The 26,659-nt window shown below is 45.2% G+C and carries 24 protein-coding genes; 21 read left to right on the top strand and 3 right to left on the bottom strand.

The features are described 5' to 3' along the window. Positions 1-5: 5 nt before the first annotated feature. The 4 genes from clpP to GC096_RS11745 all read left to right on the top strand — a co-directional run bounded on the left by clpP (position 6) and on the right by GC096_RS11745 (position 4,096). Positions 6-596, top strand: a complete 591-nt coding sequence (gene clpP / locus GC096_RS11760; protein WP_056610292.1) for an ATP-dependent Clp endopeptidase proteolytic subunit ClpP — start codon at positions 6-8, stop codon at positions 594-596. A gap of 12 nt (positions 597-608) precedes the next feature. Next, on the top strand, positions 609-1,877 hold the full coding sequence (gene clpX, locus GC096_RS11755; protein WP_171630418.1) for an ATP-dependent protease ATP-binding subunit ClpX: 1,269 nt from the start codon (positions 609-611) through the stop codon (positions 1,875-1,877). Between the two features lie 97 nt (positions 1,878-1,974). Continuing rightward, positions 1,975-3,075: a flavodoxin-dependent (E)-4-hydroxy-3-methylbut-2-enyl-diphosphate synthase gene (ispG, locus tag GC096_RS11750; RefSeq protein WP_171630417.1), complete on the top strand. Its 1,101-nt coding sequence runs from the start codon at positions 1,975-1,977 to the stop codon at positions 3,073-3,075. Between the two features lie 217 nt (positions 3,076-3,292). Continuing rightward, a complete protein-coding gene (locus tag GC096_RS11745; protein ID WP_171630416.1) occupies positions 3,293-4,096 on the top strand; it encodes a divergent polysaccharide deacetylase family protein in 804 nt (267 codons plus the stop codon). Position 4,097: 1 nt separating this feature from the next. On the opposite strand, the gene GC096_RS11740 is transcribed toward GC096_RS11745, so the two are convergent. Continuing rightward, positions 4,098-4,778, bottom strand: a complete 681-nt coding sequence (locus GC096_RS11740) for an N-acetylmuramoyl-L-alanine amidase family protein (protein WP_171630415.1) — start codon at positions 4,776-4,778, stop codon at positions 4,098-4,100. 194 nt (positions 4,779-4,972) lie between these two features. Here GC096_RS11740 and lonB point away from each other — a divergent pair, with 194 nt between their 5' ends. From lonB to hemG, 15 genes are all read left to right on the top strand, one after another. Next, on the top strand, positions 4,973-6,691 hold the full coding sequence (gene lonB / locus GC096_RS11735; protein WP_171630414.1) for an ATP-dependent protease LonB: 1,719 nt from the start codon (positions 4,973-4,975) through the stop codon (positions 6,689-6,691). Between the two features lie 252 nt (positions 6,692-6,943). After that, the gene (gene lon / locus GC096_RS11730) at positions 6,944-9,295 is read left to right on the top strand and encodes an endopeptidase La (protein WP_171630413.1); all 2,352 of its coding nucleotides are present in this window, start codon (positions 6,944-6,946) and stop codon (positions 9,293-9,295) included. A gap of 17 nt (positions 9,296-9,312) precedes the next feature. Then, complete coding sequence (gene yihA / locus GC096_RS11725; RefSeq protein ID WP_171630412.1) at positions 9,313-9,963, top strand: ribosome biogenesis GTP-binding protein YihA/YsxC; 651 nt, start codon at positions 9,313-9,315, stop codon at positions 9,961-9,963. Positions 9,964-10,206: 243 nt separating this feature from the next. After that, complete coding sequence (locus tag GC096_RS11720; protein WP_056610308.1) at positions 10,207-10,794, top strand: hypothetical protein; 588 nt, start codon at positions 10,207-10,209, stop codon at positions 10,792-10,794. 308 nt (positions 10,795-11,102) lie between these two features. Beyond that, positions 11,103-11,510 carry an adenosylmethionine decarboxylase gene (gene speD / locus GC096_RS11715; protein ID WP_056610310.1) on the top strand — a complete coding sequence of 136 codons (408 nt, stop codon included), beginning with the start codon at positions 11,103-11,105 and terminating at the stop codon, positions 11,508-11,510. A gap of 116 nt (positions 11,511-11,626) precedes the next feature. Then, positions 11,627-12,163, top strand: coding sequence for a hypothetical protein (locus GC096_RS11710; protein WP_171630411.1), 537 nt, complete (start codon positions 11,627-11,629; stop codon positions 12,161-12,163). 153 nt (positions 12,164-12,316) lie between these two features. Further along, positions 12,317-13,720: a glutamyl-tRNA reductase gene (hemA, locus tag GC096_RS11705; protein WP_171630410.1), complete on the top strand. Its 1,404-nt coding sequence runs from the start codon at positions 12,317-12,319 to the stop codon at positions 13,718-13,720. Between the two features lie 32 nt (positions 13,721-13,752). Further along, complete coding sequence (locus GC096_RS11700) at positions 13,753-14,583, top strand: cytochrome C assembly family protein (RefSeq protein ID WP_171630409.1); 831 nt, start codon at positions 13,753-13,755, stop codon at positions 14,581-14,583. Beyond that, positions 14,574-15,317 (top strand): precorrin-2 dehydrogenase/sirohydrochlorin ferrochelatase family protein, encoded by a 744-nt coding sequence (locus GC096_RS11695; RefSeq protein ID WP_216626100.1) that lies wholly within the window; start codon positions 14,574-14,576, stop codon positions 15,315-15,317. The genes GC096_RS11700 and GC096_RS11695 overlap by 10 nt, the downstream gene beginning before the upstream one ends. A 14-nt stretch (positions 15,318-15,331) precedes the next feature. Next, complete coding sequence (gene hemC, locus GC096_RS11690) at positions 15,332-16,276, top strand: hydroxymethylbilane synthase (RefSeq protein WP_171630407.1); 945 nt, start codon at positions 15,332-15,334, stop codon at positions 16,274-16,276. Beyond that, positions 16,276-17,826, top strand: coding sequence for a uroporphyrinogen-III C-methyltransferase (gene cobA, locus GC096_RS11685; RefSeq protein WP_171630406.1), 1,551 nt, complete (start codon positions 16,276-16,278; stop codon positions 17,824-17,826). Before hemC ends, cobA begins: the two co-directional genes overlap by 1 nt. Further along, positions 17,823-18,815 (top strand): porphobilinogen synthase, encoded by a 993-nt coding sequence (gene hemB / locus GC096_RS11680; RefSeq protein ID WP_171630405.1) that lies wholly within the window; start codon positions 17,823-17,825, stop codon positions 18,813-18,815. The genes cobA and hemB overlap by 4 nt, the downstream gene beginning before the upstream one ends. Before the next feature lie 158 nt (positions 18,816-18,973). Further along, positions 18,974-20,038: a uroporphyrinogen decarboxylase gene (gene hemE / locus GC096_RS11675; protein ID WP_171630404.1), complete on the top strand. Its 1,065-nt coding sequence runs from the start codon at positions 18,974-18,976 to the stop codon at positions 20,036-20,038. Between the two features lies 1 nt (position 20,039). Continuing rightward, positions 20,040-20,987: a ferrochelatase gene (gene hemH, locus GC096_RS11670; protein WP_171630403.1), complete on the top strand. Its 948-nt coding sequence runs from the start codon at positions 20,040-20,042 to the stop codon at positions 20,985-20,987. After that, on the top strand, positions 20,984-22,423 hold the full coding sequence (gene hemG, locus GC096_RS11665; protein ID WP_171630402.1) for a protoporphyrinogen oxidase: 1,440 nt from the start codon (positions 20,984-20,986) through the stop codon (positions 22,421-22,423). The genes hemH and hemG overlap by 4 nt, the downstream gene beginning before the upstream one ends. 2 nt (positions 22,424-22,425) lie before the next feature. Here hemG and GC096_RS11660 read toward each other — a convergent pair whose 3' ends face one another. Continuing rightward, on the bottom strand, positions 22,426-23,085 hold the full coding sequence (locus GC096_RS11660; protein ID WP_171630401.1) for a Crp/Fnr family transcriptional regulator: 660 nt from the start codon (positions 23,083-23,085) through the stop codon (positions 22,426-22,428). Positions 23,086-23,166: 81 nt separating this feature from the next. On the opposite strand from GC096_RS11660, the gene hemL reads away from it, so the two are divergent. Both hemL and GC096_RS39070 read left to right on the top strand, forming a co-directional pair. Continuing rightward, complete coding sequence (hemL, locus tag GC096_RS11655; protein WP_171630400.1) at positions 23,167-24,465, top strand: glutamate-1-semialdehyde 2,1-aminomutase; 1,299 nt, start codon at positions 23,167-23,169, stop codon at positions 24,463-24,465. A 319-nt stretch (positions 24,466-24,784) separates the two neighbouring features. Continuing rightward, a complete protein-coding gene (locus tag GC096_RS39070; RefSeq protein WP_281366781.1) occupies positions 24,785-24,907 on the top strand; it encodes a hypothetical protein in 123 nt (40 codons plus the stop codon). 181 nt (positions 24,908-25,088) lie between these two features. On the opposite strand, the gene GC096_RS11650 is transcribed toward GC096_RS39070, so the two are convergent. After that, positions 25,089-26,594, bottom strand: a complete 1,506-nt coding sequence (locus tag GC096_RS11650; RefSeq protein ID WP_246302709.1) for a phosphodiester glycosidase family protein — start codon at positions 26,592-26,594, stop codon at positions 25,089-25,091. Between the last annotated feature and the right edge of the window lie 65 nt (positions 26,595-26,659).

The following is a 26,659-nucleotide window of genomic DNA, read 5'->3' as shown; positions in this document are numbered from 1 at the left end:
GTACAATGAGTCTTATTCCTATGGTTGTAGAACAAGAGGCTCGTGGGGAACGTTCCTACGATATCTACTCGCGTTTACTTAAGGACCGCATAATCTTCATCGGGACCGCTATTGATGACGATGTGGCTAATTTGGTCATTGCCCAGCTGCTCTTTTTATCCGCCCAGGACCCTGAAAAAGATATTCACTTATATATCAACTCACCTGGTGGGTCTGTTACGGCTGGAATGGGTATCTTCGATACCATGCAGTTTATTAAACCGGATGTATCTACGATTTGTGTAGGTATGGCCGCAAGTATGGGTTCTTTGCTTTTGACAGCAGGAGCCAAAGGTAAGCGATACGCGCTGCCGAATGCAGAAGTAATGATTCACCAACCGCTCGGCGGTGTTAGAGGTCAAGCAACCGATATCAAAATCCACGCGGATTGGATTATCAAGACCAAGAATAAACTCAACCAGATTTACGTGGACCGAACGGGACAGCCGCTTGAAAAGATCGAAAGAGACACCGACCGAGATAACTTTATGAGCGCTGAAGAAGCGAAGGCATACGGGTTAATCGACGAGGTTATCACTCGAAACGACTTGAAATAAAGGAGTGATCCCATGTTTAAATTTAACGATGAAAAAGGCCAACTCAAATGTTCCTTTTGTGGAAAATCCCAGGACCAAGTTCGTAAACTTGTTGCCGGACCGGGAGTTTACATTTGTGATGAATGTATAGAGCTTTGTACGGAGATTGTGGAAGAAGAATTAGGGCATGAAGAAGAGCTAGATCTGAAAGATGTTCCGAAACCAAAGGAAATCCGTAATATCTTGGATCAATACGTTATTGGTCAAGAACAAGCGAAGAAATCCTTGGCTGTTGCCGTGTATAACCATTACAAACGGATCAACTCCCAGAACAAGCTTGAAGATGTTGAGCTTCAAAAAAGTAATATCGTCCTTCTAGGGCCAACAGGTAGTGGTAAAACACTTCTTGCGCAAACACTTGCGAAAATTTTGAATGTGCCATTTGCCATTGCTGATGCAACTTCGTTGACAGAAGCTGGTTATGTAGGGGAAGATGTCGAGAACATCTTGCTTAAACTGATCCAAGCGGCTGATTACGATGTTGAAAAAGCAGAGCGCGGCATTATCTATATCGATGAGATTGATAAAGTTGCACGTAAATCCGAGAACCCATCCATTACACGCGATGTTTCCGGTGAAGGTGTACAACAAGCTCTTCTCAAAATTCTTGAAGGCACAGTAGCTTCCGTACCTCCACAAGGTGGACGTAAGCATCCGCATCAAGAATTCATTCAAATCGACACGACGAATATTCTCTTTATTTGTGGTGGAGCTTTTGATGGTTTAGAGCAAATTATCAAACGCAGAATCGGGAAAAAAGTCATTGGCTTTAGCACCGATGGTATGAAAGTTGACTTGAAACCAGGTGAATACCTATCCATGGTCCTTCCTGAGGATCTATTGAGATTCGGGTTAATTCCGGAGTTCGTAGGCCGTTTACCGGTTATTTCAACGCTAGAGCCGCTAGATGAAGCAGCGCTTGTGCGTATTCTTTCCGAGCCCAAGAACGCGCTTGTGAAACAATACCAGAAGATGCTTGAGATGGATAACGTTTCGCTTGAATTTGATGCAGAAGCACTTGATGCGATTGCCAAAGAAGCGATTAAACGGAACACGGGTGCTCGTGGTCTTAGAGCCATCATTGAAAGCATTATGCTTGATGTGATGTTTGAGGTTCCTTCAAGAACGGATGTATCTTCTTGTGTCGTTTCCAAAGAAACGGTTCAAAACAAGATTACGCCTGTTCTGACGACCAAAGAAGGCGTGCAGCCATCTGGTAAGAAGAAGGAAGAAAGTGCTTAACCTATAATTTTATAAATGAACACACAGCCTCCAATCCGATTTCCATTTCTGGGAATTGGAGCGGAGGATGTTTGGTGTCATGGGGAGAGAAACCAAAATGTTCCATAGACGAGATACCAGAGCCGTTCGGGTAGGTGATTTAACGATCGGTGGCAGTAACGAAGTAATCATGCAAAGCATGTGTACTACCAAAACCGCTGATGTCAAAGCGACAGTTGCAGAGATTCTTCGCTTAGAAGAAGCAGGTTGTCAGCTTGTGCGTGTGACGGTCAACAATAAGGAAGCTGCTGAAGCTATCAAGGAAATTAAGAAACAAATTCATATTCCGTTGGTCTCGGATATTCACTTTGATCATCGTTTGGCTCTTGCAGCGATTGAGAACGGCATTGACAAAGTCCGCATTAATCCAGGTAATATCGGTCGCCGTGAGAAGGTTGAGGCGGTTGTAAAGGCATGTAAAGAGCGTGGCATCCCGATTCGTATCGGCGTTAATGCGGGCTCCCTTGAGAATCATCTTCTTGAAAAGTACGGCTATCCAACGCCTGAAGCGATGGTAGAAAGCGCCTTGTTCCATATCAACATTTTGGAAGAACTCGATTTCCATGATATCATCGTATCCTTGAAGGCCTCTGATGTCCCTATGGCCATTGCGGCGTATTCCCAGGCTGCGAAGGCGTTTAATTATCCACTTCATCTTGGTATTACAGAGGCAGGAACTCTCTTTACAGGTGCTGTGAAAAGCGCCGCGGGGATTGGCACTTTGCTTAATATGGGGATCGGTAACACACTTCGTATTTCTTTGAGTGCAGACCCTGTTGAAGAAATTAAAGTTGCCAGAGAACTGCTTAAGACATTCGGATTAATTACGAACGCCGCTACTTTGGTTTCTTGTCCGACTTGTGGTCGTCTGGATATTGACTTGTTCTCGATCGCTAATGAAGTGGAAGAGTATATTGCCAAGATCAAAGTGCCGATTAAGGTTTCGGTACTGGGTTGTGCCGTAAACGGGCCTGGTGAAGCGAGAGAAGCGGATATTGGTATTGCGGGGGCTCGTGGAGAAGGTATGCTGTTCCGTTACGGAGAAATGATTCGTAAGGTGCCTGAGGCGGAACTGCTTGCTGAATTGAAAAAAGAAATTGATATTATTGTGGCTTCCTACGAACAGACTGGGGTTATTCCTGGGCGCAAGCAGCACTAAGTAGATAATTGAACGAAATAACAACCGTTAAAGCACTCAACGATGAGTCTTTAACGGTTTTTTTGTATACCCATGTCTAAGCGCATATTTGCCAAGGAAGTGAAGCATAATGAGTAAAACTGGAAAGCATGCTCAATTGTACGAAGTCTCTTTGAAACAAAAGCTAATGCTTTATGAAGCCAGTTTTTCTGAAGGAAACTTTAAGGAGGAGAAGAGGATGAAGATATTTCCAGCATTTGCAATATATCGACAGGTAGCGCTTACTCTAATCACAGGTGCTGTATTAATTGCGAATCCAGGATTCACACAGGCAGAGCCCAATTTCATACCGCAACAACCAACTGGAGCGATTACAAAGAAAGTAGCCATCGTTATTGACGACTTTGGCAACAACATGGAAGGGACAGCGGAAATGCTGAAGCTGCCCATTCCATTTACAGTGGCTGTAATGCCCTTCTTGCCCTCAACGAAGCAAGATGCACAGTTAGCTCATGACAGAGGACTAGAGGTCATTCTGCACCTTCCAATGGAACCTGTAAGAGGGAAGAAGAGTTGGTTAGGTCCAGGCGCAATTACAACGGACTTGTCCAGCGAAGAAATTCATAAAAGAATCGTTGCGGCGATCGACGATGTTCCTTATGCCATAGGTATTAATAATCATATGGGTTCAAAAGCGACCGCGGACGAAAGAGTCATGAAGATCCTTATCGAGATTTGCAAAGAACGAAATCTAATCTTACTGGACAGTCGGACCACACCAAAGAGTTTGATTGGCAAGATTGCAGATTCACGTGGCGTGCCGCATGCGGATAATCAGTTATTTTTTGATGATCTGTATACGTACACTCATATTAATAAGCAAATGGTTAAGCTTAGAAAATTAATGCATGACAAGGATGAAGTGATTGCTATTGGCCATGTAGGGCCTCCTGGGAAGAAGACCGCTCATGTCATCAATGAAGCTATTCCAAGTATTCAAAAGGAAGCAACCTTTGTTCCTATTTCACAAATGGTTAAGTAGACTATTTCGGATGTGTCATGGTGAAATATTGTTCGACAGCAAGTGTAATGGCTTTGGCAAGCTTGGCTTGATGATGACTGTCATTAAGGAGTTTCCGATCCGATTTATTAGACAAAAAACCAAGTTCAACAATGACGGAAGGGCATTTAGAGTACTTAAGTACATGATACTTTTTACCAAGAACAGGAAGCTCTTCCGTCCCATAAACTTGATTCAAAGCATCTTGTAAGAGGCTTGCTAACAGAATGCTGTCAGATTGATTTTGATAAATGACGAGCGGTCCGCGTGTGTTCGATTTTTTGGACCAATTGATATGCAAACTAAGCATCATGCTCGGTTTAATGGTATTGGCTAGGCCAGATCGCTGAGCGAGATCTTTGCGATGTCTGCTTCCGTAAGACCATGTATTGTCATCACTCAATGCATAGTCCTCGGTACGGTTTATAATGACGCGATACCCTCTTTTAACAAGTGACTTATATGTTTTCTTGGCGATAGCTAGATTCATATCTTTTTCTTCATATTTGCCAACCATGGTCCCGCTGTCGATTCCACCATGTCCTACGTCGAGAATGATGTCCGCGGTAGGAAGAAGGGGATCAGAACGAGAAGCCGAAGCTAACTGTGAATTAGGCACGCAAAGAAATAGCGCAAGTAGAATAATCAACAAGTATTTCTTCAAATCCCGCCACATCCTTTTACAAGAATAACTACCCTTATCCTTCTTCCGCGAGGAGACTATCATACGTGATGCAAAAGTTTGCATGGATTGGATTAACCTTCTTTTACACGGGAATAATGGAAATTAGCAAAGACAGTTAGGCTAGACAGACAACGTACCTAATCGAAGATGACGTGTTTAAGGAGGTTCAACACATGAGTTTAAGTATCATTCTAATGGTCATTCAAGTGTTTTTTGCAGTTGTAATCGGGTTGTATTTCTGGAATTTGCTGCGAAATCAACAGACGAACAAGTCTGCAGTGGATAGAGAGTCTAGGAAAGAACTGGAGAAATTGCGCAAATTGAGATCCATTTCTCTAACCAAACCTCTGTCTGAGAAAACGAGACCTTCTTCTGTGCAGGATATTGTTGGCCAAATCGAAGGGTTGAAGGCACTGAAAGCGGCACTATGCGGCCCAAATCCTCAGCATGTGCTTATTTACGGTCCTCCCGGCGTTGGAAAAACGGCTGCAGCACGCGTCATATTAGAAGAAGCGAAGAAAAATCAAGAGTCTCCTTTTCGACCTGACTCCAAGTTTACAGAGATAGATGCTACAACGGCTCGCTTTGACGAGCGTGGTATTGCTGATCCACTGATTGGATCCGTACATGACCCCATCTATCAAGGAGCAGGGGCGATGGGTGTTGCTGGAATACCACAACCAAAACCGGGTGCTGTAACGAAGGCGCATGGGGGAATTTTGTTCATTGACGAAATTGGTGAATTGCACGCGACGCAAATGAACAAATTATTAAAGGTGCTTGAAGATCGTAAAGTATTCTTAGAGAGTGCCTATTACAGCTCTGAGGATGCGAATATTCCAGGCTATATTCATGATATATTTCAAAACGGGCTACCGGCAGATTTTCGTTTGGTTGGGGCAACAACCCGCACGCCGAGTGAAATTCCTCCTGCCATCCGTTCACGTTGTTTGGAAATTTTCTTCCGGCCACTTTTGCCTGGTGAGGTAGGAGAAATTGCAAGAAAAGCGCTTGATAAAATTGGTTTCAAAAAATGTGAAGACGCCATTGAAGTTGTAACGAAATATGCAACGAATGGCCGCGAGGCAGTCAATGTCATTCAATTAGCCGCGGGGATTGCTCTAACCGATAAGCGGGATTCGATCACAGCAGCTGATATTGAATGGGTCGTGAATTCTTCACAAATTCCGCCTAGACCGGAGCGCAAAGTACCTGCTCAGCCACAAATAGGCTTCGTAAATGGCTTAGCTGTCTATGGACCTAATTTGGGCACCTTATTGGAGATTGAAGTTACGGCGATTCCAATTGCGGTTGCAGGTACAGGGAAATTCAATATAACAGGTGTTGTTGATGAAGAAGAAATGGGCGGGGGCTCTCGAACCATTCGTCGTAAAAGCATGGCGAGAGGCTCTGTAGAAAATGTATTAACTGTTCTTCGTAAGCTAGGTTTTAATACGTCGGATTATGATTTGCATATTAATTTCCCTGGCGGGGTGCCGATTGATGGACCATCCGCAGGTATTTCGATGGCTACAGCGATCGCCTCAGCCATACATAAAATACCTGTAGATAACAAATTAGCCATGACAGGAGAAATGAGCATACATGGGAAAGTGAAGCCTGTTGGCGGTGTTGTGGCCAAAGTAGAGGCGGCATTCCAAGCAGGAGCTACCCGTGTTATTATTCCAAAAGAAAATTGGCAAGCTTTGTTTGTTGATTTACCTGGTGTTGAAGTTGTAGCGGCAGAAACAATTGAGGAAGTGCTAGCTGCAGCACTCGGCATTGAGCTTCATGATAATGTGATTCCTTTACCTTTCTCTATGGAAAGAACGATTCCAGCTACAACTTTACCCATTCTACATGCCAATTCACAGCATACAATTGACTCTTAAAGGGAGGCTTTTCGCTACCTTACATGGCGCGTTAGCCCTCAATTGGTGTTTTGTTTAGAGTTTTGTTAAAATGTAAAGGGCAACGTAGGGAGAAAATCCCACATAGATAAAATAAACGGCTACACCGTCCTCTGGACGAGTGCGTTTATCCAAAAATAAAGCCGATTTATTATGTGAAACCTATTATTACTTTATTTCAAGGTGAGACTTTGAACGAAGGTTCAAGGATCCCTATTATTGGAGGTGCAGAGGATGGGGCCTGGAAAAATGAAGGTGCGCAGATTGCCGTTATTGCCACTTAGGGGACTGCTGGTCTATCCGAGCATGGTTCTACACCTGGATGTAGGGCGAGAAAAATCGGTGAAAGCACTCGAGCGGGCGATGGTGGATGACAGCATGATTCTCCTCTGCTCTCAATCAGAGATCAACATAGAAGAACCAACGAAAGAGGATATTTATCGCATCGGAACCATTGCGAAAGTGCGGCAAATGCTCAAATTACCGAATGGTACGATTCGCGTTCTCGTAGAAGGTGTTTTACGTGCTGAAATCGTAGAGTACTTGACGAATGACGAGTATTACGAAGTAACGGTTAAGGAATTGCCAGAGCAAGAAATCTCAGATCCTGAGATTGATGCGTTGATGAGAAGTGTGCTAAGTCAATTCGAGCATTACATCAATCTTTCTAAGAAAGTGACGCCTGAGACACTTGCCGCGGTATCTGATATTGATGAACCAGGTCGTTTGGCAGATGTGATTTGTAGTCACTTATCGCTCAAAATCAAAGATAAACAAGATATTCTCGAGACCGTTGACGTTCGTGAACGGCTCGAGAAAATGCTTAATATTTTGAATAATGAGCGGGAAGTGCTTGAACTCGAACGCAAAATCAGTCAGCGTGTCAAGAAGCAAATGGAGAAAACGCAGAAGGAATACTACCTCCGTGAGCAGATGAAGGCGATTCAGAAAGAACTTGGGGATAAAGAAGGTCGTGCTGGCGAAGTTGATGAATTACGTAACCAGCTAGCTGAAGCCGAACTTCCTGATAAGGTACGTGAGAAGGTTGAGAAAGAGATTGATCGGTTGGAGAAAATGCCTGCAACTTCTGCAGAAGGCGGCATCATCCGCAATTATATCGATTGGTTATTAGGTCTCCCTTGGCACAAACAGACCGATGACGATTTGGATTTAGATAAAGCAGAAGAAATATTGAATGAGGACCATTTTGGTCTTGAGAAGCCGAAAGAGCGAGTGCTGGAGTACTTAGCCGTACAGAAGCTAGTCAAGAAGCTCAAAGGCCCGATTCTTTGTTTAGTTGGCCCTCCTGGGGTTGGTAAAACGTCGATTGCTCGTTCAATAGCTAGATCCATGGGAAGACAATTCATCCGTATTTCACTTGGTGGCGTGAGAGATGAAGCTGAAATTCGCGGTCATCGTCGTACGTACGTTGGCGCCATGCCAGGTCGAATTATTCAAGGGATGAAAAATGCAGGCGCGAATAATCCCGTTTTCTTATTAGATGAAATTGACAAGATGGCGATGGATTTCCGTGGAGATCCTGCCTCAGCCTTACTTGAAGTATTGGATCCAGAACAAAATAGCACTTTTAGCGATCATTTCATTGAAGTACCTTTTGATTTATCCAACGTGATGTTTGTGACTACGGCGAATGCTGTGCATAATATTCCTCGTCCTCTGTTAGATCGGATGGAGGTTCTATATATTCCAGGGTATACGGAGATTGAGAAGCTCCAAATTGCCAAGAAATATTTACTTCCTAAGCAGAAACGGGATCATGGTCTTGAAGAGGAGCAACTTGTCGTGGATGAGGCCGCTTTGATGAAGATCGTGCGGGAATATACACGAGAAGCAGGCGTGCGTAATCTAGAACAGCAGGTTGCAGGTATGAATCGTAAAGCAGCTAAGAAGATCGTAGCTGACCCTGAGACACCTGTTCATGTAACGGTAGAAAACTTAAGTGACTATTTAGGTCCTGTTAAGTTTAAATATAATGTTGCAGAAGAGAAGGATCAGATCGGCGCTGTTACTGGTCTAGCTTGGACGGAGGTTGGGGGAGATACGCTCGTTATTGAGGTATCTGTGCTGCCTGGTACTGGCAAGTTGACCTTAACGGGCAAACTTGGTGATGTCATGAAGGAATCTGCGCAAGCTGCTTTCAGTTACACGCGTTCGCGAGCTGATGTCCTCGGCATTGCCCCAGATTTCCATGAGAAGAATGATGTACACATTCATATTCCCGAAGGTGCTATTCCGAAGGATGGTCCATCAGCGGGGATAACGATGGCTACCGCATTAATCTCTGCCTTGACGAACATTCCGGTTTCACGCTTAGTGGCGATGACTGGAGAGGTCACGCTTCGCGGCCGCGTACTTCCGATTGGTGGCTTGAAGGAAAAGGCACTAGCTGCACATCGTGCGGGTATTCGTACAATCCTTTTACCTCAAGACAACGAGAAAGACATTATCGAAATTCCAGAAAGTGTCCGCACAGAGATGACGTTCATCCCTGTCAGCCACATGGATCAAGTGCTGGAACATGCGCTTATCAAAAATAAGCCGACGGTTAACGTCGGATCGACTTAGAAAGTAGTTGAACATTCATGAAAGTCAATCAAGCTGAATTTATCATCAGCGCGGTTGGACCTAGCCAATATCCAGAGGATGCCTTGCCAGAGATAGCGCTGGCAGGGCGTTCTAATGTCGGGAAATCGTCACTCATTAACTGTTTGATTTCTCGGAAAAACTTAGCTAGAACCAGTTCACAACCGGGCAAGACGCAAACTCTTAACTATTATAAAATTAATCAGGACTTATATTTCGTTGATCTCCCCGGTTATGGCTACGCAAAGGTATCCAAAACCAAGCGTGAGCAATGGGGCAAATTCATTGAAAGTTATTTATTGAATCGTGAGCCATTGCGCCTTGTGATGCAGTTAGTCGACTTGAGACATCCGCCTTCCAAAGATGATCAGGCGATGTACGAATGGCTTCGCCACATGGATGTACCTGTTCTTGTTGTTGCAACCAAAGCGGACAAGATTCCTAAGAGCAGATGGCCCAAACATTTGAAGATTGTACGTGAAACACTAGGGATGGATAAAGGAGTTCAGCCACTGATGTTCTCTTCCGAGCTAGGGCTTGGCAAAGATGAACTGTGGGGAATTCTAGAGCAAGCGATTGCTTATGGCGAGCCGGATCCTCAAACCGAAGAAGTACTAACTAGCGCTGTAATCGATCCGCAACCGTCCTAATCGCAGGGCGGTTTTTTGCGTATTGTTAAGGATAACGTTCAAAGATAGAGGAAATCAAAAAGAAGTATACGGGAAAGCGAGGTATTCTGGGGGAAATTTGATGGCATTCCAGTTTATCAAGCATTTTTCAGAATATTTGGCTGATTATCATGATTTGCCGGCAGGAATATTCGTGACTCTTGTAGTATAATAATAAGCAAGGTAATAGTTAATGGCTTGAAAACAAAGAATCGAGGGATTTTTATGGCACAAAGGTTAGCGACTGAATATGTCAAAACCTGCCTCCAGTTAACAGAAGCCGATATGTTGAAGTTTTTTCAAATGTTTGTGGACCATCAAGTGACACTGCAAGTCAAAGTTTTGGAAAACGGGAATCAAGAAGTTGTTTTTCAAGATGGCGAAGGTCAAGAAATCGTCCTCTCATTTGAAAAGAAATCGGGCCTATATGAATGCACAGGATCCTGCAGATTAAGTAATACCTTATTAGCTAATTTAATGCGTAAAGCAGTATCGGAATTCAAAGGCAGCGCTAAAGTCAATCGGATTTACCCAAGCTACACGATGGTTTATTATTATGAACGCGGAACCGTAGTGAAGATCGAGGAAATCAAAGGTCAACTATTGACAATTGTCTATGAGCACAAAGATACCATTGGCCTCATGCAGATGATGTTCCAGAAGAGAGAAGTTGAGCAAGAGATTGAAATGATCTACGATCAAATCAATCACCTTCTTGATATGCGTAACATGCTGCAGGCTAGGGATGAACACCAACAGATCGACATTCGCCTCAATGAGCTTACACATCGTTTGTTCGTTTTGGAGGCATAATCACCCATACATGCTATTATTTATGGAGACCCATTTTTGGGTCTCTCTTTGTTTTCAGGCACATGCAAAGGCATTACGACATAATTTAGATATGGCATGGGTGTGACAGTTAGCCTTTAACAAAAAAAACTATTGCATTTATCGTCGATAGATGTTATTTTTATTCTCGTTGAAACAATATAGGAACCAGGATTCACTCAGGACATTGAATGTTGCGAGAGATTATACCCTCGGGAAGTGAATGACGTAGGTCCTAGCGGATGAAATTTTTTTCACACATTTTATTCCTAGGAAGGGGGAACCGAAAGATGGAAACAGAATACTCAACTTTCGGAAGACACGTTGCTGTTGATACTTGGGGGGTAGATTTTGAACTTCTGAACAATGCAGAATGGCTGCAAGCTCAGATGGTTGAAGCTGCCGAGGTATGTGGAGCAACTGTTTTATCTGTACAATCCAAGCAATTCGAACCACAAGGAGCAACAGTTCTTGTTATGTTGTCCGAGAGTCATCTCTCCATTCATACTTATCCTGAGAGAGGTTTTGCCGCACTTGATTGTTATACATGTGGCGAGACAGTCGACCCTCAATTAGCAATCGACTTTATGGTGTCCGTACTAAAACCAGAAACATTCTATGCGAAGAAACTTGTTCGCGGAATGGGTGAACTACAAGTAGAAACTCCTGAAATAAAGCAAGCAGAGCTTGTTAAATAAAATTCTGCAAAAGATAACGGTAGCCACGGAGAAATCCGTGGTTATTTGTTTGTTCAGACACCCATACAATGATATTGGCGATACATGTCCAGTTCACTTGAGGTGGGGGAAGAAGCTTGAAGCATAAAATCATTAGGAAATTGGTGCTGTATGTCGTTGTTCTCTTTCTAATCATTTGGCCTATTTATCAACTCGCCCAAATGTTAGGTCATCAAAAGGAAGATCACGATGCCACACATTTACTGTTCCAAGTATCCTTATTTCAAATGGAAATATTGAAGAGCAGTCTCGAAGAAGCCTCTCAAAGTAAAAGTACGAATGAGCTCGATCCAGTGAGACGAGCACTGTACTCAGCGGAATACACGCATGAGCGATTGATTTTGGCAGCAGGAGGAAAAGAGGAGTTAAGCTCACTTAGCTTCATGAACCAACTAAGCCAGTACATACAGAGGTTGCAGCTCGGTGGCGTGAGAGCTCTGAAGGCGGATGAGACATTAATATTGAAGGAAGCTCAAAAGCAATTTGGGAAGATGTATGAGGTCTATGAGAAAATGATGGCTTCGAACGGCGATATCATTTCATCGCAGAATACCGAGTTATCGAAACTAGATCGCGAATTGACTTCCTTTTTAAGAAAAAAAGGGCTGCAATAGGGGATTCTTCATGCATGAGGTATAGAGGAGCACGGAGCTGTTAAAACTAACGATCAGTACCAAAGCATTCATAATTTATTCAAATATTTTGTCGGAATGTCTGAAATGCTGTGCTATAATGATTCTAAATAGACGGAAAGGCAGGTGGTAACAATGCATATTATCGCAGTTGGTTTGAATTATCGGACAGCCCCGGTAGAAATTCGTGAGAAGTTTGCGTTCTCAGATCAAGATCTACCGAAGGCAATCGCGGAATTGAAAGAGACTAAAAGCATCTTGGAATGTGTCATTGTTGCCACTTGCAATCGCACCGAAATTTATGCTGTCGTGGATCGTCCTCAGCTGTGCAGTCATTACTTGACGCATTTTCTTGAGCGTTGGTTTCATGTGACGAAGGATCAGTTCCAGAAGCATTTATATACGTATGAGAATGAGAAATCAATTGAGCATTTATTCCGTGTCACAACGGGGCTTGATTCGATGGTCATCGGGGAAACTCAGATTCTCGGTCAAGTGAGGGATGCTTTTTTAGCGTCTCAACAATTGAAAGCAACGGGTTCCTATTTCAATACGCTGTTCAAACAAGCGATAACACTTGCGAAGAAAGCACACTCAGAGACGGGCATTAGTAATAATCCAGTCTCCATTAGCTATGCTGCTGTAGAACTCGGTAAGCGAATTTTCGGAAGCTATGTGAACAAGACGATTATGATTATTGGTGCAGGCAAGATGAGTGAGTTGACCGTGAAGCATCTCTATGCAAATGGTGCAAACAAAGTTATCGTTGTGAATCGTACGTTGGAAAGAGCGATGGATTTAGCCGGCAAATTTAGCGGTGTGGCTTGCACACTTGAGGAAATGCCGAATTATCTACCTGAGGTTGATATAATCATTAGCTCGACTGGAGCGCCTGGATACGTTCTGACGAAGAAGGATATTCAAACTTATGTGCAAAAAAGAAAATCACGTCCGCTGTTCATGATGGATATCGCGGTTCCGCGGGATCTAGATCCTGAGATTAGCGGCTTGCCTAATGTGTTCCTCTACGACATTGATGATTTGGAGCATATCGTGGATAAGCATTTGCAGGAGAGAAAGAAAGAAGCGGCTAAGATTGAGATCATGATCACGTCCGAAATCGTTGCTTTTGACCAATGGACGAAGACTCTTGGCGTCAGCCCTCTGATTAGTGCTTTGCAAACGAAAGCAAATCAGATTCACGAAGAAACCATGGAGAACATGCTGAATAAGTTGACTGATTTGGATGAGCGTGAAATTAAGGTGATTCGCAAATTAACGAAGAGTATTGTGAATCAAGTGTTGCGTGATCCGATCCTGCGGATCAAAGAAATGGCGGGAGAGCGCCATGGCGATGATGCTCTCGAAATTTTCACCAAGCTTTTCGCATTAGAAGATACGCTTAAACAACAAGAACAGGCAGATCAAATCGCACAAGAGCTAGAGTCAGGTTTTAACAAAGCGGAAAGTAAACAAACGCCCAATGAGAAGTTGTCCGTTCGTAGTTTGCAAAACGCGGATATTCTAGCCCCATCTTGATTAAAAGGCGCTAACCGCCTAGGAGAGGTGCCATGGTTACACGTAGCTGGTTGTTTGATGCGATGATTTATATGTATGCCCTGAGCCTACTGTTTTACTTTTCGGATTTCGCCAATGCGAGCCGGAGCGCGAAACGGATGGGGACGGGGCTGCTTTTGTTTGTATGGGTTTTGCAAACCGCTTACTTGGCTATCAGTTTATATGGTCATTTGACGGAATGGGCTTTCGTTCGATCTGACGTACTCTTTATGTTTTCTTGGCTGATTGTAACGATTTCATTAATTATCAACCGTTTTTTCCGAATTGAATTGTTCGTGTTTTTTGTGAATGTACTTGGCTTTGCGATTCTTGCACTGAATATATTTGGAAATCCGCATGTCGTGCCGATCAAATCCGATTGGGACATCAATGATGAGCTATTATTCATTCATATTTCGTTAGCGATTGGCAGCTATGCCGCTTTTTCAATTGCCGCTATTTTTTCAGGGATGTACATATTTTTACATGCAAGGTTGAAAAGCAAAAATTTCTCTCAGGCTGTCATGAGACTGCCATCTCTTGAGAAGATTGAGCATTATACGTATTTGTCGGTCATTATCGGGGGGCCGTTGCTTCTAATGGCTTTAAGTCTTGGTGTGGTGTGGGTTGTGCTTGAAGGAAATCGCAATCTTCTCTATGATCCCAAAGTAATCAATTCGTTCTTCGTGTTGGCAGCCTATGCGTTTTACTTATTTCAACATAAATCGATGCAGATTTCGGGGAATAAGCTAGCTGTTTGGAATTTGGCAGCTTTCTGTATCGTCGTGTTGAATTTCGTTGTTTCGAACCTTGTATCGGATTTTCACGGGTGGATATGGAGCTAAATGGTTGGCAGCATCCTCTTCCCGTAATGATGAATTTAGCAAGACGCCGATGCTTGATTGTTGGCGGGGGTCCGATAGCAGAACGGAAATTGCGATCGTTGCTTGCGGCTGGAGCCGAGGTAACGCTTGTCAGTCCAGCGTTCACGGCTGGAATCCTTGAAATGGAGCATCAGCCGAATGTGAACGTGAAGAGACAGTCCTATGATGAATCGATATGGACCGCCCATGGTGCGGTACGATTCGCATTAGTCATTGCGGCGACGAACGATTCACAAGTCAATCGACAGATCGCACAGGATGCGAATGCGCATAATTTACTCGTCAATATTGTAGATAAACCAGAACTAAGCTCGTTTATCCTGCCTTCCGTTGTGCGTCGGGGCAAGTTGGTCATTACGGTCTCCACGGGTGGAGCTAGTCCATCAGCAGCGCGTAAAATTGCCAAAGAGATCGACAAAACCTATGGTGATGAGTATGAGATCTATTTGGATTTTCTCAGTGAAACTCGCTTATTCATTCAAGAACGCGTTAAGGATAAAAAAGCAAGACAGGGCCTTTTTAAAGACATGCTGGCATGGGACCTCATGCCTTTGATCCGTGAAGGAAAGTTTGAAGACTGGAAAGAGAAGTTCAACCTAGCCTTACATGGCGAAGCTTGGATGCAATCGCAAGAGCAGGTAGAGATGGAACTGCCTTCTTGGTCTTTCATCAATGAGATTGGGCAGCACGTATAGGAGGCGGAGACGAAATGAAAACGATTATTGTAGGAACAAGACAGAGTGCATTGGCACTGACTCAAACGGGACAAGCTGTGGAACTGTTGAAACAGCTTGCGAAAGAGCATGGTATCGAATGTCAATTTGAAATTAAGAAAATTGTAACGAAGGGCGATCGGATTCTGGACGTCACGTTATCCAAGGTTGGAGGCAAGGGCTTGTTCGTGAAGGAAATCGAACAAGCATTGACGGACGGCGAGATTGATATCGCCGTTCATAGCATGAAGGATATGCCTTTCGAGCTGCCCGAAGGTCTCGTTGTAGGCGCGATTCCTAAGCGTGAAGATCCGCGCGATGCGCTGATCACGCGTGGCGGCCGATCATTGGACGAGCTGCCGCAGGGCGCGCTCGTCGGCACAAGCTCGCTGCGCCGGGCTAGCCAGCTGCAGCATCATCGCCCGGACCTCCGGATCGAGTCGATCCGGGGCAATATTGATTCGAGGCTGCGCAAGCTCGAAGAAGAGAACTTCGATGCGATTATGCTTGCCGCTGCCGGTCTTCACCGGATCGGCTGGCAAGATCGCATCAGCGCCTACTTGCCGCCCGAGCTATGCCTCCCTGCCGTAGGACAGGGAGCGCTGTGCATCGAGTGCCGCGGCAACGACGCTTTCGTGCTGGACTTGCTGGGCAAGTTCCAGCATGAGCCAACGGCGCTCGCGGTGCGAGCGGAGCGGGCTTTCCTCGGCAGACTCAATGGAGGCTGCCAGGTGCCGCTCGGCGCATACGCGAGCGTGAACGAGAACAGCAGCGGAGACGTTCCGCTGCTGACCTTGACCGGCATGGTCGGGACGCCGGACGGCGTGACCATGCTCAAGGAAACGGCTTCCGGGAATGATCCGGAAGCGTTGGGCGCGTTAGTCGCAGAGCAGCTCATCGCACAAGGAGCCGAGAAGATTTTAGCTGAGGTCAGGGAGTGATGACTGTGAACAAAGGAAGAGTTTTTCTTGTTGGAGCGGGTCCTGGAGATCCTAAGCTCATCTCCGTTCGTGGGATGGAAGCGATCCAAAAAGCTGATGTCATCGTATATGATCGACTGGCGAATCCACGCTTATTGAAGCATCGTAGACCAGAAGCAGAACTCATCTTTGTTGGCAAGCTGCCGGATAAACATATATTAAAGCAAGAAGAAATCAATCAGTTGCTAGTGGATTTGGCTTTACAAGGGAAGATCGTAACACGACTTAAAGGTGGAGATCCGAGTGTATTCGGTCGCGTTGGTGAAGAAGCCGAGCTGCTGGTGGATAACGGGATAACGTATGACATTATCCCAGGAATCACCTCCTCAATTGCTGTTCCAGCGTATGCGGGTATTCCTGTCACACATCGCGATTTCACGTCGTCTGTTGCGATTGTAACGGGCCATGAGTATCCGAATAAAACGTATTCCAGCTTAAACTGGGAGCATCTGGCCAAAGCGATTGGCACGATGGTGTTCCTGATGGGCGTTGCCAATTTAGAGCAAATATGCCGTGAGTTAATTCGTTGTGGGAAGCCGCCAGAAATGCCTGTTGCCTTAGTGCGATGGGGAACTTGGGCGGATCAAGCGACGATTACAGGTACACTTGCAGATATCACAGAAAAAGTAAGAGAAGCGAACTTCAAATCTCCAGCCGTCATTATCGTAGGTGAGGTAGTTAAGCTTCGTGAGAAGCTGGCTTGGATGGAGAAGAAACCGCTGTTTGGCAAGCGAGTACTTGTCACGAGAGCTCGGAGTCAAGCGAGTGAGCTTGTGGATCTGATCGATGATTTGGGTGGAGAACCCGTCGAATTCCCTGTCATTCGTTTACAGCCGCCAAGTAGTCAAGAAGCTAGGCAAGCATTGGATAATGCATTAGAGAGACTGCAGGAGTTTGACTGGATTGTGCTAACGAGTGCAAATGGTGTTGAATTCTTCTTCCGCAGATTGCGTGAGTTAGGCATTGATGTTCGCAGAATGGGGAACGCACGGATTGCTGCAGTAGGTCCTAAGACCGCTGAGGCGCTCGCTGAGCGTGGTATCATTGCAGACGTCCTACCGGCTAAGTATCATGGGGAAGGTATCCTAGATGCCATTCAAGGGGATTTGAACGCAGGTCAGAAAGTATTGCTGCCGACGGCAGATTTAGCACGTGATTATTTACCGTCTAAATTATCGGAGCTCGGCCTCGAAGTTACCGAAGTGGATGTGTACGAAAATGTATTAACCACCGATGACGGAGAAGAGATTATACATCTTTTGCAAAATCAAAGCATTCATATCATCACTTTTACAAGCTCATCAACCGTTACGAATTTACTCGAAGCGCTAAAGCAACTCGGTATGGAAGATCCGATATCGCTGCTGCAAGGCGTGGAGATTGCAGTTATTGGTCCCAAAACAGCAGAAACTGTCTTACAAGCAGGACTGTCGATTACATATACGGCTGAAGAAGCAACAGTGGCTTCTTTGGTACAAAGCATGATTCAAGGAGGCGGAAATCCATCATGAGTTTTCCAATCGTTCGTAACCGCCGCTTACGCGGAAATGCAGCCATTCGTAATCTTGTACGTGAGAATCAAGTGACAGTGAACGATGTCGTTCAACCGATCTTTGTTACGCATGGTACAAATGTAAAGTCTGAAATTGCCTCGATGCCTGGTGTGTATCATTTCTCACTCGATCGTGTCAAAGAAGAAATCGATGAAATCACGCAATTGGGCATCCAAGCGATTCTCTTGTTCGGTGTGCCTGATTATAAAGACGCAACCGGAACATCCGCATTTATGGATGACGGTATCGTACAGCAAGCAACGCGTTTTATTAAAGAGCTCAACCCTAACTTACTGATTATCGCAGATACGTGTTTATGTCAATTTACCGATACAGGTCATTGCGGTGTCATTCATCATCATCCGATTACAGGGCAAGCAGATGTCGCGAATGATCCTTCTCTCGAGCTACTCGTTCGTACAGCTGTATCACAAGCCAAAGCAGGTGCTGATATTATTGCCCCTTCCAATATGATGGATGGTTATGTGCAAGCCATTCGCGCTGGACTGGATGAAGCTGGTTATGAAAACACACCGATCATGGCATACTCCGTTAAATATGCTTCGGCCTACTACGGACCGTTTCGTGATGCTGCGCATTCCACACCGCAATTCGGTGATCGGAAAACGTATCAAATGGATCCGGCAAACGGTCGTGAAGCCCTTCGTGAAGCGTCAAGCGACGTCATCGAGGGAGCAGATTTCTTAATGGTGAAGCCAGCGCTCGCTTACATGGACATTATCCGCATGTTGAAGGATAACTTCGACTTGCCGGTTGTCGCTTACAATGTGAGTGCAGAGTACGCCATGGTGAAGGCTGCTGCTCAGCAAGGTTGGGTGAATGAAGAAGCGATTGTGATGGAAACGATGACAAGCTTCAAACGTGCAGGAGCAGATATTATCTTGACATATTTCGCCAAAGATATCGCTCGCTACTTGCAAAAGTAAGGAGATCATGAACCATTTGTCCTCTGTGATCAATAACGGAGTTCGAGTGGTTCTTTTGTCATACTTTTGTCGCAATAGATAAGCTTACGTTGGTTGTGAGAGGGGTATAATTAGGGCATAATGGATGAGAATAGATGGAAACAAGAGGAAGGTGCCTCATGAGTTATAACGATAATTTTATTAAAGCATGCCGGAAAGAAAAAGTTGATACACTGCCTGTGTGGTATATGCGTCAAGCCGGTCGCTACGACCCGGACTACCGTAAGATCAAGGAAAAGTACACCTTGCTTGAAATTTGTCAGCAACCAGAGTTAGCTGCTGAAGTAACGATGATGCCGATCAAAAAACTTGGCGTAGATGCCGCGATTTTGTACTCGGATATTATGAACCCAGTGGCTTCGTTGGGTGTTGATTTTGATATTGTGAAAGATATCGGTCCCGTGATACATACGCCGGTTCGTACGGCACAAGACGTTGAACGACTTCGTCCAATCGATGTGGAGAAGGACTTGTCCCACATTCTTCAAACGATTCGTATTTTAGATAAAGAGTTAGAGGTTCCGTTGATTTCGTTTGCGGGTGCGCCATTTACGATCGCCAGCTATTTGATCGAGGGCAGACCCTCCAAGAGCTATATTCGCACGAAGCAAATGATGTATTCTGAACCAGCAGTCTGGTTCGCCTTGATGGATAAGCTTGGGGATATGGTTATCACGTATCTACGAGCGCATATCGCCAATGGGGCAAAAGCTGTTCAAGTATTCGATAGCTGGGTGGGGGCTCTCTCTCCAGCCGATTTCGACGTCTACGTACGTCCTACGATGATGCGGATTTTCAAAGAGCTATCGGATTTGAAAGAACCGAAAATTTATTTCCCTGGTGTAAGCTCAGGTGAATTGCTGCCGTATCTGACAACGATTCAAGCGGATGTGATTGGTTTGGATTGGCGTGTCCCGATTAATGTTGGGCGTGAAAGACTACAGAACCGATACGCGGTGCAAGGGAACTTAGATCCGTATATTCTAACAGCGCCGATGAGTGTGATTGAAGCGCAAGCGAAAGCCATTATGGATGAAGGGATGAAGCAGCCAGGTTTTATTTTCAACCTCGGACATGGCTTATTCCCAGAAGCATCGCTTGAGAAATTAAAGGAATTAACGACGTTTGTTCATACGTATTCGCATTCCGTTTTAACTCAGCAAGCTGGAAAGAGTGGTGTTTAACATGACCAAAACGCGCATTGGCGTCTTAGTGATGTCGTACGGTACGCCGGAAAGTTTAGATCAAGTCGAAGCGTACTATACGCATATCCGTCGTGGTCATCCGCCGACCCCTGAGCAATTGCATGAATTAACGACGCGTTATGAGGCTATTGTCGGTGGCTTCTTCCCGCTGCGTGAAAATACGAATAAACAAGTAAAAGGACTCGAAGCTACGCTTCGTCAAGAGCATCCTGAGCTTGAATTTGTCTGCTATCAAGGCCTAAAGCACGCTCAGCCGTATGTAGAAGATGGTGTTGAGCAGATGGTTAAAGACGGCATCACAGAGGCTGTAGGGGTCGTTCTAGCGCCTCACTACTCGACGATGAGTGTCGGTGGCTATGTGAAGAGAGCGAAGGATAAGGCAGAAGCGCTAGGACTTAACATAACTTTCGTTCTGGACTATCACCTCCATGGGAAGCTGCTTGATGCTTTGCAAACACGCGTAGAGAAAGCTTTGGGGAAATTTGCTGAAGCGGATCGGGATAACGTGAGAGTCATCTTTACAGCGCATAGCTTGCCGGAGAAAATTCTGGAAATGAAGGATCCGTATCCGGATCAATTGTTGGCTACCTCCAAGGCGCTTGCTGAGCGGGTTGGTCTTACGAATTGGCAGTTTGGTTGGCAAAGTGCTGGTCAGACAGCCATGCCTTGGTTAGGTCCGGACATTATGGATGTCATGCGTACGATTAAGCAAGAAGAAGGCGTGGATAAGATACTTCTCTGTCCAATCGGTTTCGTTTCCGATCATTTAGAAGTTCTTTATGATATTGATATCGAAGCGCAAGGATTAGCGAAAGAGCTAGGCGTCCACTTGGAACGTACAGAGTCGCTCAACACGGATCCGCTATATATGGAAACCTTAAGTGATGTTGTTTACAAGAAATGGCAAGAGGCAGCGAGTTCGAAATGAGTAATAAAGTGCCTCATTATATGATTATAGGCGGCGGGATCACGGGGTTGAGCGCTGCTTTTTATTTGAAAAAACAGTTAGAGACCGACAGTGGAGATTCCCCCTTTCGCATTTCTGTCGTCGAGAAATCACCATCATTTGGCGGGAAAATTCATACGATTGAGCGTGACGGTTTTGTAATTGAAAAGGGGCCAGATTCCTTCCTAGCTCGTAAACGTCCGATTATTGATTTAGCTTATGATTTAGGAATGGAAAATGAGCTGACAGGTACGAATCCGAAAGCGAAGAAAACGTACATTGTTCGTGGGAGAAAGCTGCATCGCATGCCGCCTGGCTTGGTTCTGGGAATTCCGACTCAAATGACACCTTTTATGAAGACAGGCCTTATTTCACCACTCGGCAAGCTTCGCGCTGCGATGGACTTGATCAAGCCGAAGCGGGATGTCACCGCAGATGAGTCGCTTGGACATTTTCTAGAGCGTCGTCTTGGTAAGGAAGTGCTTGAGCGTATTGTTGAGCCGCTGCTTGCTGGGATTTATGCCGGGGATACGTATAAGCTGAGCTTGAAGTCCACTTTCCCGCAGTTTCGAGCTATGGAGCAGAAGAAGCGCAGTTTAATTCTTGGGATGATGGCGAGCCGCAAAAATGTGTCTGAGGAAAGCGCGCATTTGCCTGCGGCTGTTCGCAATTCAGTCTTTGTAACGTTTAAGCGAGGGCTGCAATCGCTAGTTAATGGGTTAGTCGACGCGTTATCTACTGTGGATTTGCGTGCTGGAGTTGGTGTTGAGTCCGTGCGTCGTGTAGAGGATGGACAAACGGAAGTTGTCTTTGAGGACGGTCAGCGTGAAATCGTTGACGGTGTCATTGTGACGACGCCAACGTATCAAGCTGCGAGGCTGCTTGCGGAGCTGCCAGCTGCAAGCAAGCTAGCAAAGATTGATTATATATCGGTAGCCAATGTGATTATGGCGTTCGATCGTAAAGATATTCCTTTTGAACTGGATGCCTCCGGTTTCCTCGTTCCTAAGCATGAGGGCTATACCATTACAGCGTGTACGTTAACCTCAGCGAAGTGGCTGCATGCTGCACCCGAAGGCAAGGTGCTGCTTCGTTGTTATATTGGTCGTTCTGGTGAGCAGGAATGGCCAGCATGGTCTGATGAGCAATTAATTAGTAAAGCACGACATGATATAGGTGATCTGCTTGGGATTACAGCTGAACCTGGTTTTGTTGAAGTGACGAGGTTGATGCATTCCATGCCGCAATACCCTGTTGGCCATTTAGAGGAGATCGCGGATTTCAAAAAAGAACTGTCTTCGGCCATGCCGCGCGTACTGGTCACGGGGGCAGGGTTTCACGGCGTCGGATTGCCCGATTGTATTCGGCAAGGGAAAGAAGCTGCCAATCAGCTTGCCAGTCTTGTTCTAAGACAATAGCATTAACGGAGCTTGGTTAACTCCAATGTGAATTCACTTGCAGAGATGGTCAGGATTTTCTTCTCTTCGAGATCACGAATGACCTGCATAAGCGTAGCTTTCTGAACACCAGCCAGCTGAGAAATTTCATCAAAGTTAAGAACAAGCTTAATGACGATAGTCGTGCCTTTACGCAGGCCATGCGAGTTCGCCATTTTGATCAAACTTTTGATGACTCGTGTTCTTGCATCTACGAACGTTAAATCATAAACTTGTTGATTCGTATCGCGTAGACGGTTACTGAGTTCTTGCATGATGCCTAAGCTAATGTCAAAATGATTACGAAGCAGATCAAGGAAGCTTTGCCCGGTTATCGTTAGGAGTGTGGATTCTTCTAAGGTTTGAGCTGAAGCAGAACGTGGTTTGCCATCTATGAGAGAAAGCTCACCGAAGCTTTCGCTGCTTTTGCAGATCGACAGTATTTTTTCCTCACCTGACTGGCTTGTTGTGTAGATTTTAACGGAACCGCTTAGTACCATATAGAAGACAGAGCCGATTTCTTTTTCTTGAAATAAAATCGTGCCTGGTTTATAAGTACGTCTTGTACAAATTTCAATAAGGGCGTCCAATTGATGCTCGCCCAGTTGGGCAAATAAAGGAACTTTCTTGATAAGCTCTAGCATAGGTTGTACCGCCTTTATAGGTAGTTAATGGTAGGATATGACCTCATTTTATCACAAGATCACGTCATTGGGGGCTAAATTATGGTAAATTCGAGCAGAATCGACAAACTGTCAGCAGCTGCTTTCCAAGAATCAAGAAAGCTGATTCCTGGCGGAGTGAACAGTCCAGTTCGTGCTTTTAAATCGGTGGGCTTAACACCGTTATTCATGGAGAGCGGATCCGGCTCGCGAGTAACGGATATTGATGGGAATACGTTTATTGATTATGTTGGTTCTTGGGGACCACTCATCGTAGGACATGCACATCCGAAGGTATTGGAAGCGATTCAGGCTACTGCTATAAAAGGTACAAGCTTTGGTGCTCCAACGTTGCTTGAAACGGAGATGGCGAAGCTTGTTATTGAACGCGTACCGTCCATTGATATGGTTCGTATGGTCAATTCGGGGACGGAAGCTACCATGAGTGCGTTGCGCCTAGCTCGTGGATTTACGAAGCGCGACAAGATCGTGAAATTCGAAGGAAGCTATCATGGACATGCGGATGCTTTGTTGATCAAGGCAGGGTCTGGGGTTGCTACACTTGGATTACCAGATAGTCCTGGAGTACCTAGCAGCGTCGCGTCTAACACAATTACTGTGCCTTATAATGATTTGGATTCCGTGAAGCTTGTTTTTGAAAAGTTCGGAGAAGAAATTGCCGCGCTTATCGTAGAACCCATTGCAGGGAATATGGGGGTTGTTCCTCCAGCAGCTGGCTTCCTGCAAGGTCTTCGTGACATTACTAAGCAGTATGGCTCCTTGTTGATTTTTGATGAGGTTATGACCGGTTTCCGCGTGCATAAGAACTGTGCACAAGGTCTATACGGTGTAACACCTGATTTAACTTGTTTAGGTAAAGTTATTGGCGGCGGGCTTCCTGTAGGTGCTTATGGCGGCCGCTTAGATATCATGGAGCAGATTGCTCCTGCAGGTCCGATTTACCAAGCAGGTACGTTATCGGGCAACCCACTTGCCATGGCAGCTGGTTTTGCAACGTTGTCCTTACTAGGCGAGCCGAATGTTTATGAGGAGCTGGAACGCAAGTCAGCTAGACTAGAAGCGGGCTTCGCTGCGAATGCGGCTGAATTCGGTATTGCCAGCACGATTAATCGTGTAGGCTCCATGGTTTGCCCGTTTTTCACGGAGATAGCAGTCACCAACTACGACACAGCCAAAACATCCGACCTTGGCCGATTTAATGCCTATTTCGGTAACTTACTGGATTTAGGTGTTTCCGTTGCACCTTCGCAGTTTGAGGGTATGTTCGTGTCTACAGTGCATTCTGATTCAGATATTGAAACGACGATCGAGGCTCATCGCGAAGCCTTGAAACGATTATAATGAAAAGGGCAGCCCTCCGTAGAAGGTTCTACGTGAGGGCTGCCCCTTTGTTTGAGGTCATGTGTTCCAGGCGAATAGATGGATTTTGTACAGTTAACTTCTTGAATTTTCCGATCAAACTTAGTTTAGATGGATAACCTACAGTTAATTTTGACCATTTTTCGCGATTTGAACAAAAAAGGCCGTTTTACCTACATGTTTTACAGTTAAATCCAAATTTCAAGGAAATATCTCGAAAATAGCTGTATATTTTCCAGTTAGTACAATTGTACGCATCGGTATGGATGCGGGGATAAGAGTCGCGGAAATGGGAGCGTACATGGGACGCAGAACAAAGGGATGCGGAGAAGGACAAGGACAAGGACAAGGACAAGGACAAGGACAAGGACAAGGACAAGGACAAGGACAAGAAGACGGACACGCCGCCGCTCGGACGATGTAAATGATGTTGGGTTAAAGGGGTTTGTAGCTTCTTGGTGGTGCCAGTACCCTGCTCCTCCTAGGTTTTGAATGATTTGTTTGCCCAAAGCTGCACGTGTGTCAATTAGATGCACCCGCAAAAAAAACCAGCTCACATCCGCAAAATCGGATGCTAGCTGGTTTATTAACTATGATAGAACGTATTAGTTAGGTTTAATTGTTGGAGATGTTGATGTTGAAGTGTTAGGTAGAGTCTCCGCTCCATTCGTTGCTGGCTTCGGTGTAGCACTAGGTGTAGTACTCGGTGTAGGAGATGGTGTTGAAGTTGTTGTCGTTGGCTTCGTACTACCCGTGTTACCACCTGTATTATTCCCATTACTTGGCGTTGGCGTAGCTATAGGAGTTGGTGTTGGGTTGCCTGTATTTGTTGGTGTAGGGCTAGTTGTATTCGTTGGTGTTCCAGTTGATGGCTTATCCGTCGAGTTCGGCTTCGTTGAGTCGGTACTTGAAGGTGAAGATGAGCCTCCAGCTTTAACTGATTCAGCTGTGCTTTCTGGTTTAACAGATGGTGTAGGTGTTGCTTTCGGCGTTGGTGTAGGTAATTTACCTTGCGCCTTCAGTTCTGCTTGTTCTTTCAAGAATTCAGGGTGAGTTGAAGCACCGCCTGCATCGATCGTCGTTAAGCCAGCCCAAATGTTCTTCACTTCGACTTTCTCAGGATGATCGAATACTAAGAAAGCTGAAGGTAAGCGACGTTCGCCATAACGGCTAGATGGTTTGGTAATGAGTGCATTATTATAAACCATTTCAGAAGATGCTCCGCCATCAAGGAATCCAGCGTTGATGACATCGTCTTCTAAGAAAAGATCCTGAACTTCTTTCAGTGTAGCACCAACACTTGACGTTTGACGGCCATCAATGACGATAAAGATAACCGTACCGTCTGCTTTTTGTCCAACAGCTGTTCGCGGCGCACGTCCCCATCCGCCATCACCGCTTGTAATTAGCGGTTTACCGTTCGCGATAACTCGCGGATAGAAGGAAACGGCTTCAGAGACGCCGAGTTTCAGTAATTCGTTAATTGTATATTTACCGATAATGAGTGTTCCTTCATCCGTGAATCCGACAATTTGTTGCGGGTTGCTTCCCTCTTGGTCGGTATAAAGAATTTCACCACCGGACATAATAGCACCGATTGGGGCAAATCCGTTTCCAAGGCCGTCAGGATCATTGAAGCCACCGCCATTGACACCGGCAACAGCACCTGTACGTTGAACCATGGCTGTAATTCGTTCACCTTCACCTTGTTTGGAAGGAACGACAACACGGATTGAACGTGGATCATATACATACATTCGCTTACCCTTCCACAGGGTGCCTGAAATATCTTCTACTTTGACTAGACTCTCAATTGGGCGGTTTGTATTGAACTGAACAGCCTCAATATCTTGTTTCTCAATGGAGTTAACTTCCGTTAAATTCTGCATCTCAAGCACCATTTGATCACGACGCTGCGCGCCTACGAAGATCCAAGCCCAGTCGCGGTGCTGCGTTGTTATGACGGTTTTGGCCAAATACTCTCGAACGAATGTCCCTGGCGGGGTTAGAAATAGAAAGCTAGAACTTAAAAATGCACATACTGCTATAACGAGTAAAGTCCGCTTCAACCAACTATAATTTCGAAAATGATTTGCAATTGAACTACCCAAGGTAAACCTCTCCTGCTCTATTAATAAATTGATAGAAAATGTCGAAAAAAAACAATACAAAATAA

It is taken from the genome of Paenibacillus plantarum, from assembly GCF_013141695.1.
GTDB lineage: Bacteria > Bacillota > Bacilli > Paenibacillales > NBRC-103111 > Paenibacillus_E > Paenibacillus_E plantarum.
This window is presented reverse-complemented; position numbering and strand designations above follow the sequence as displayed.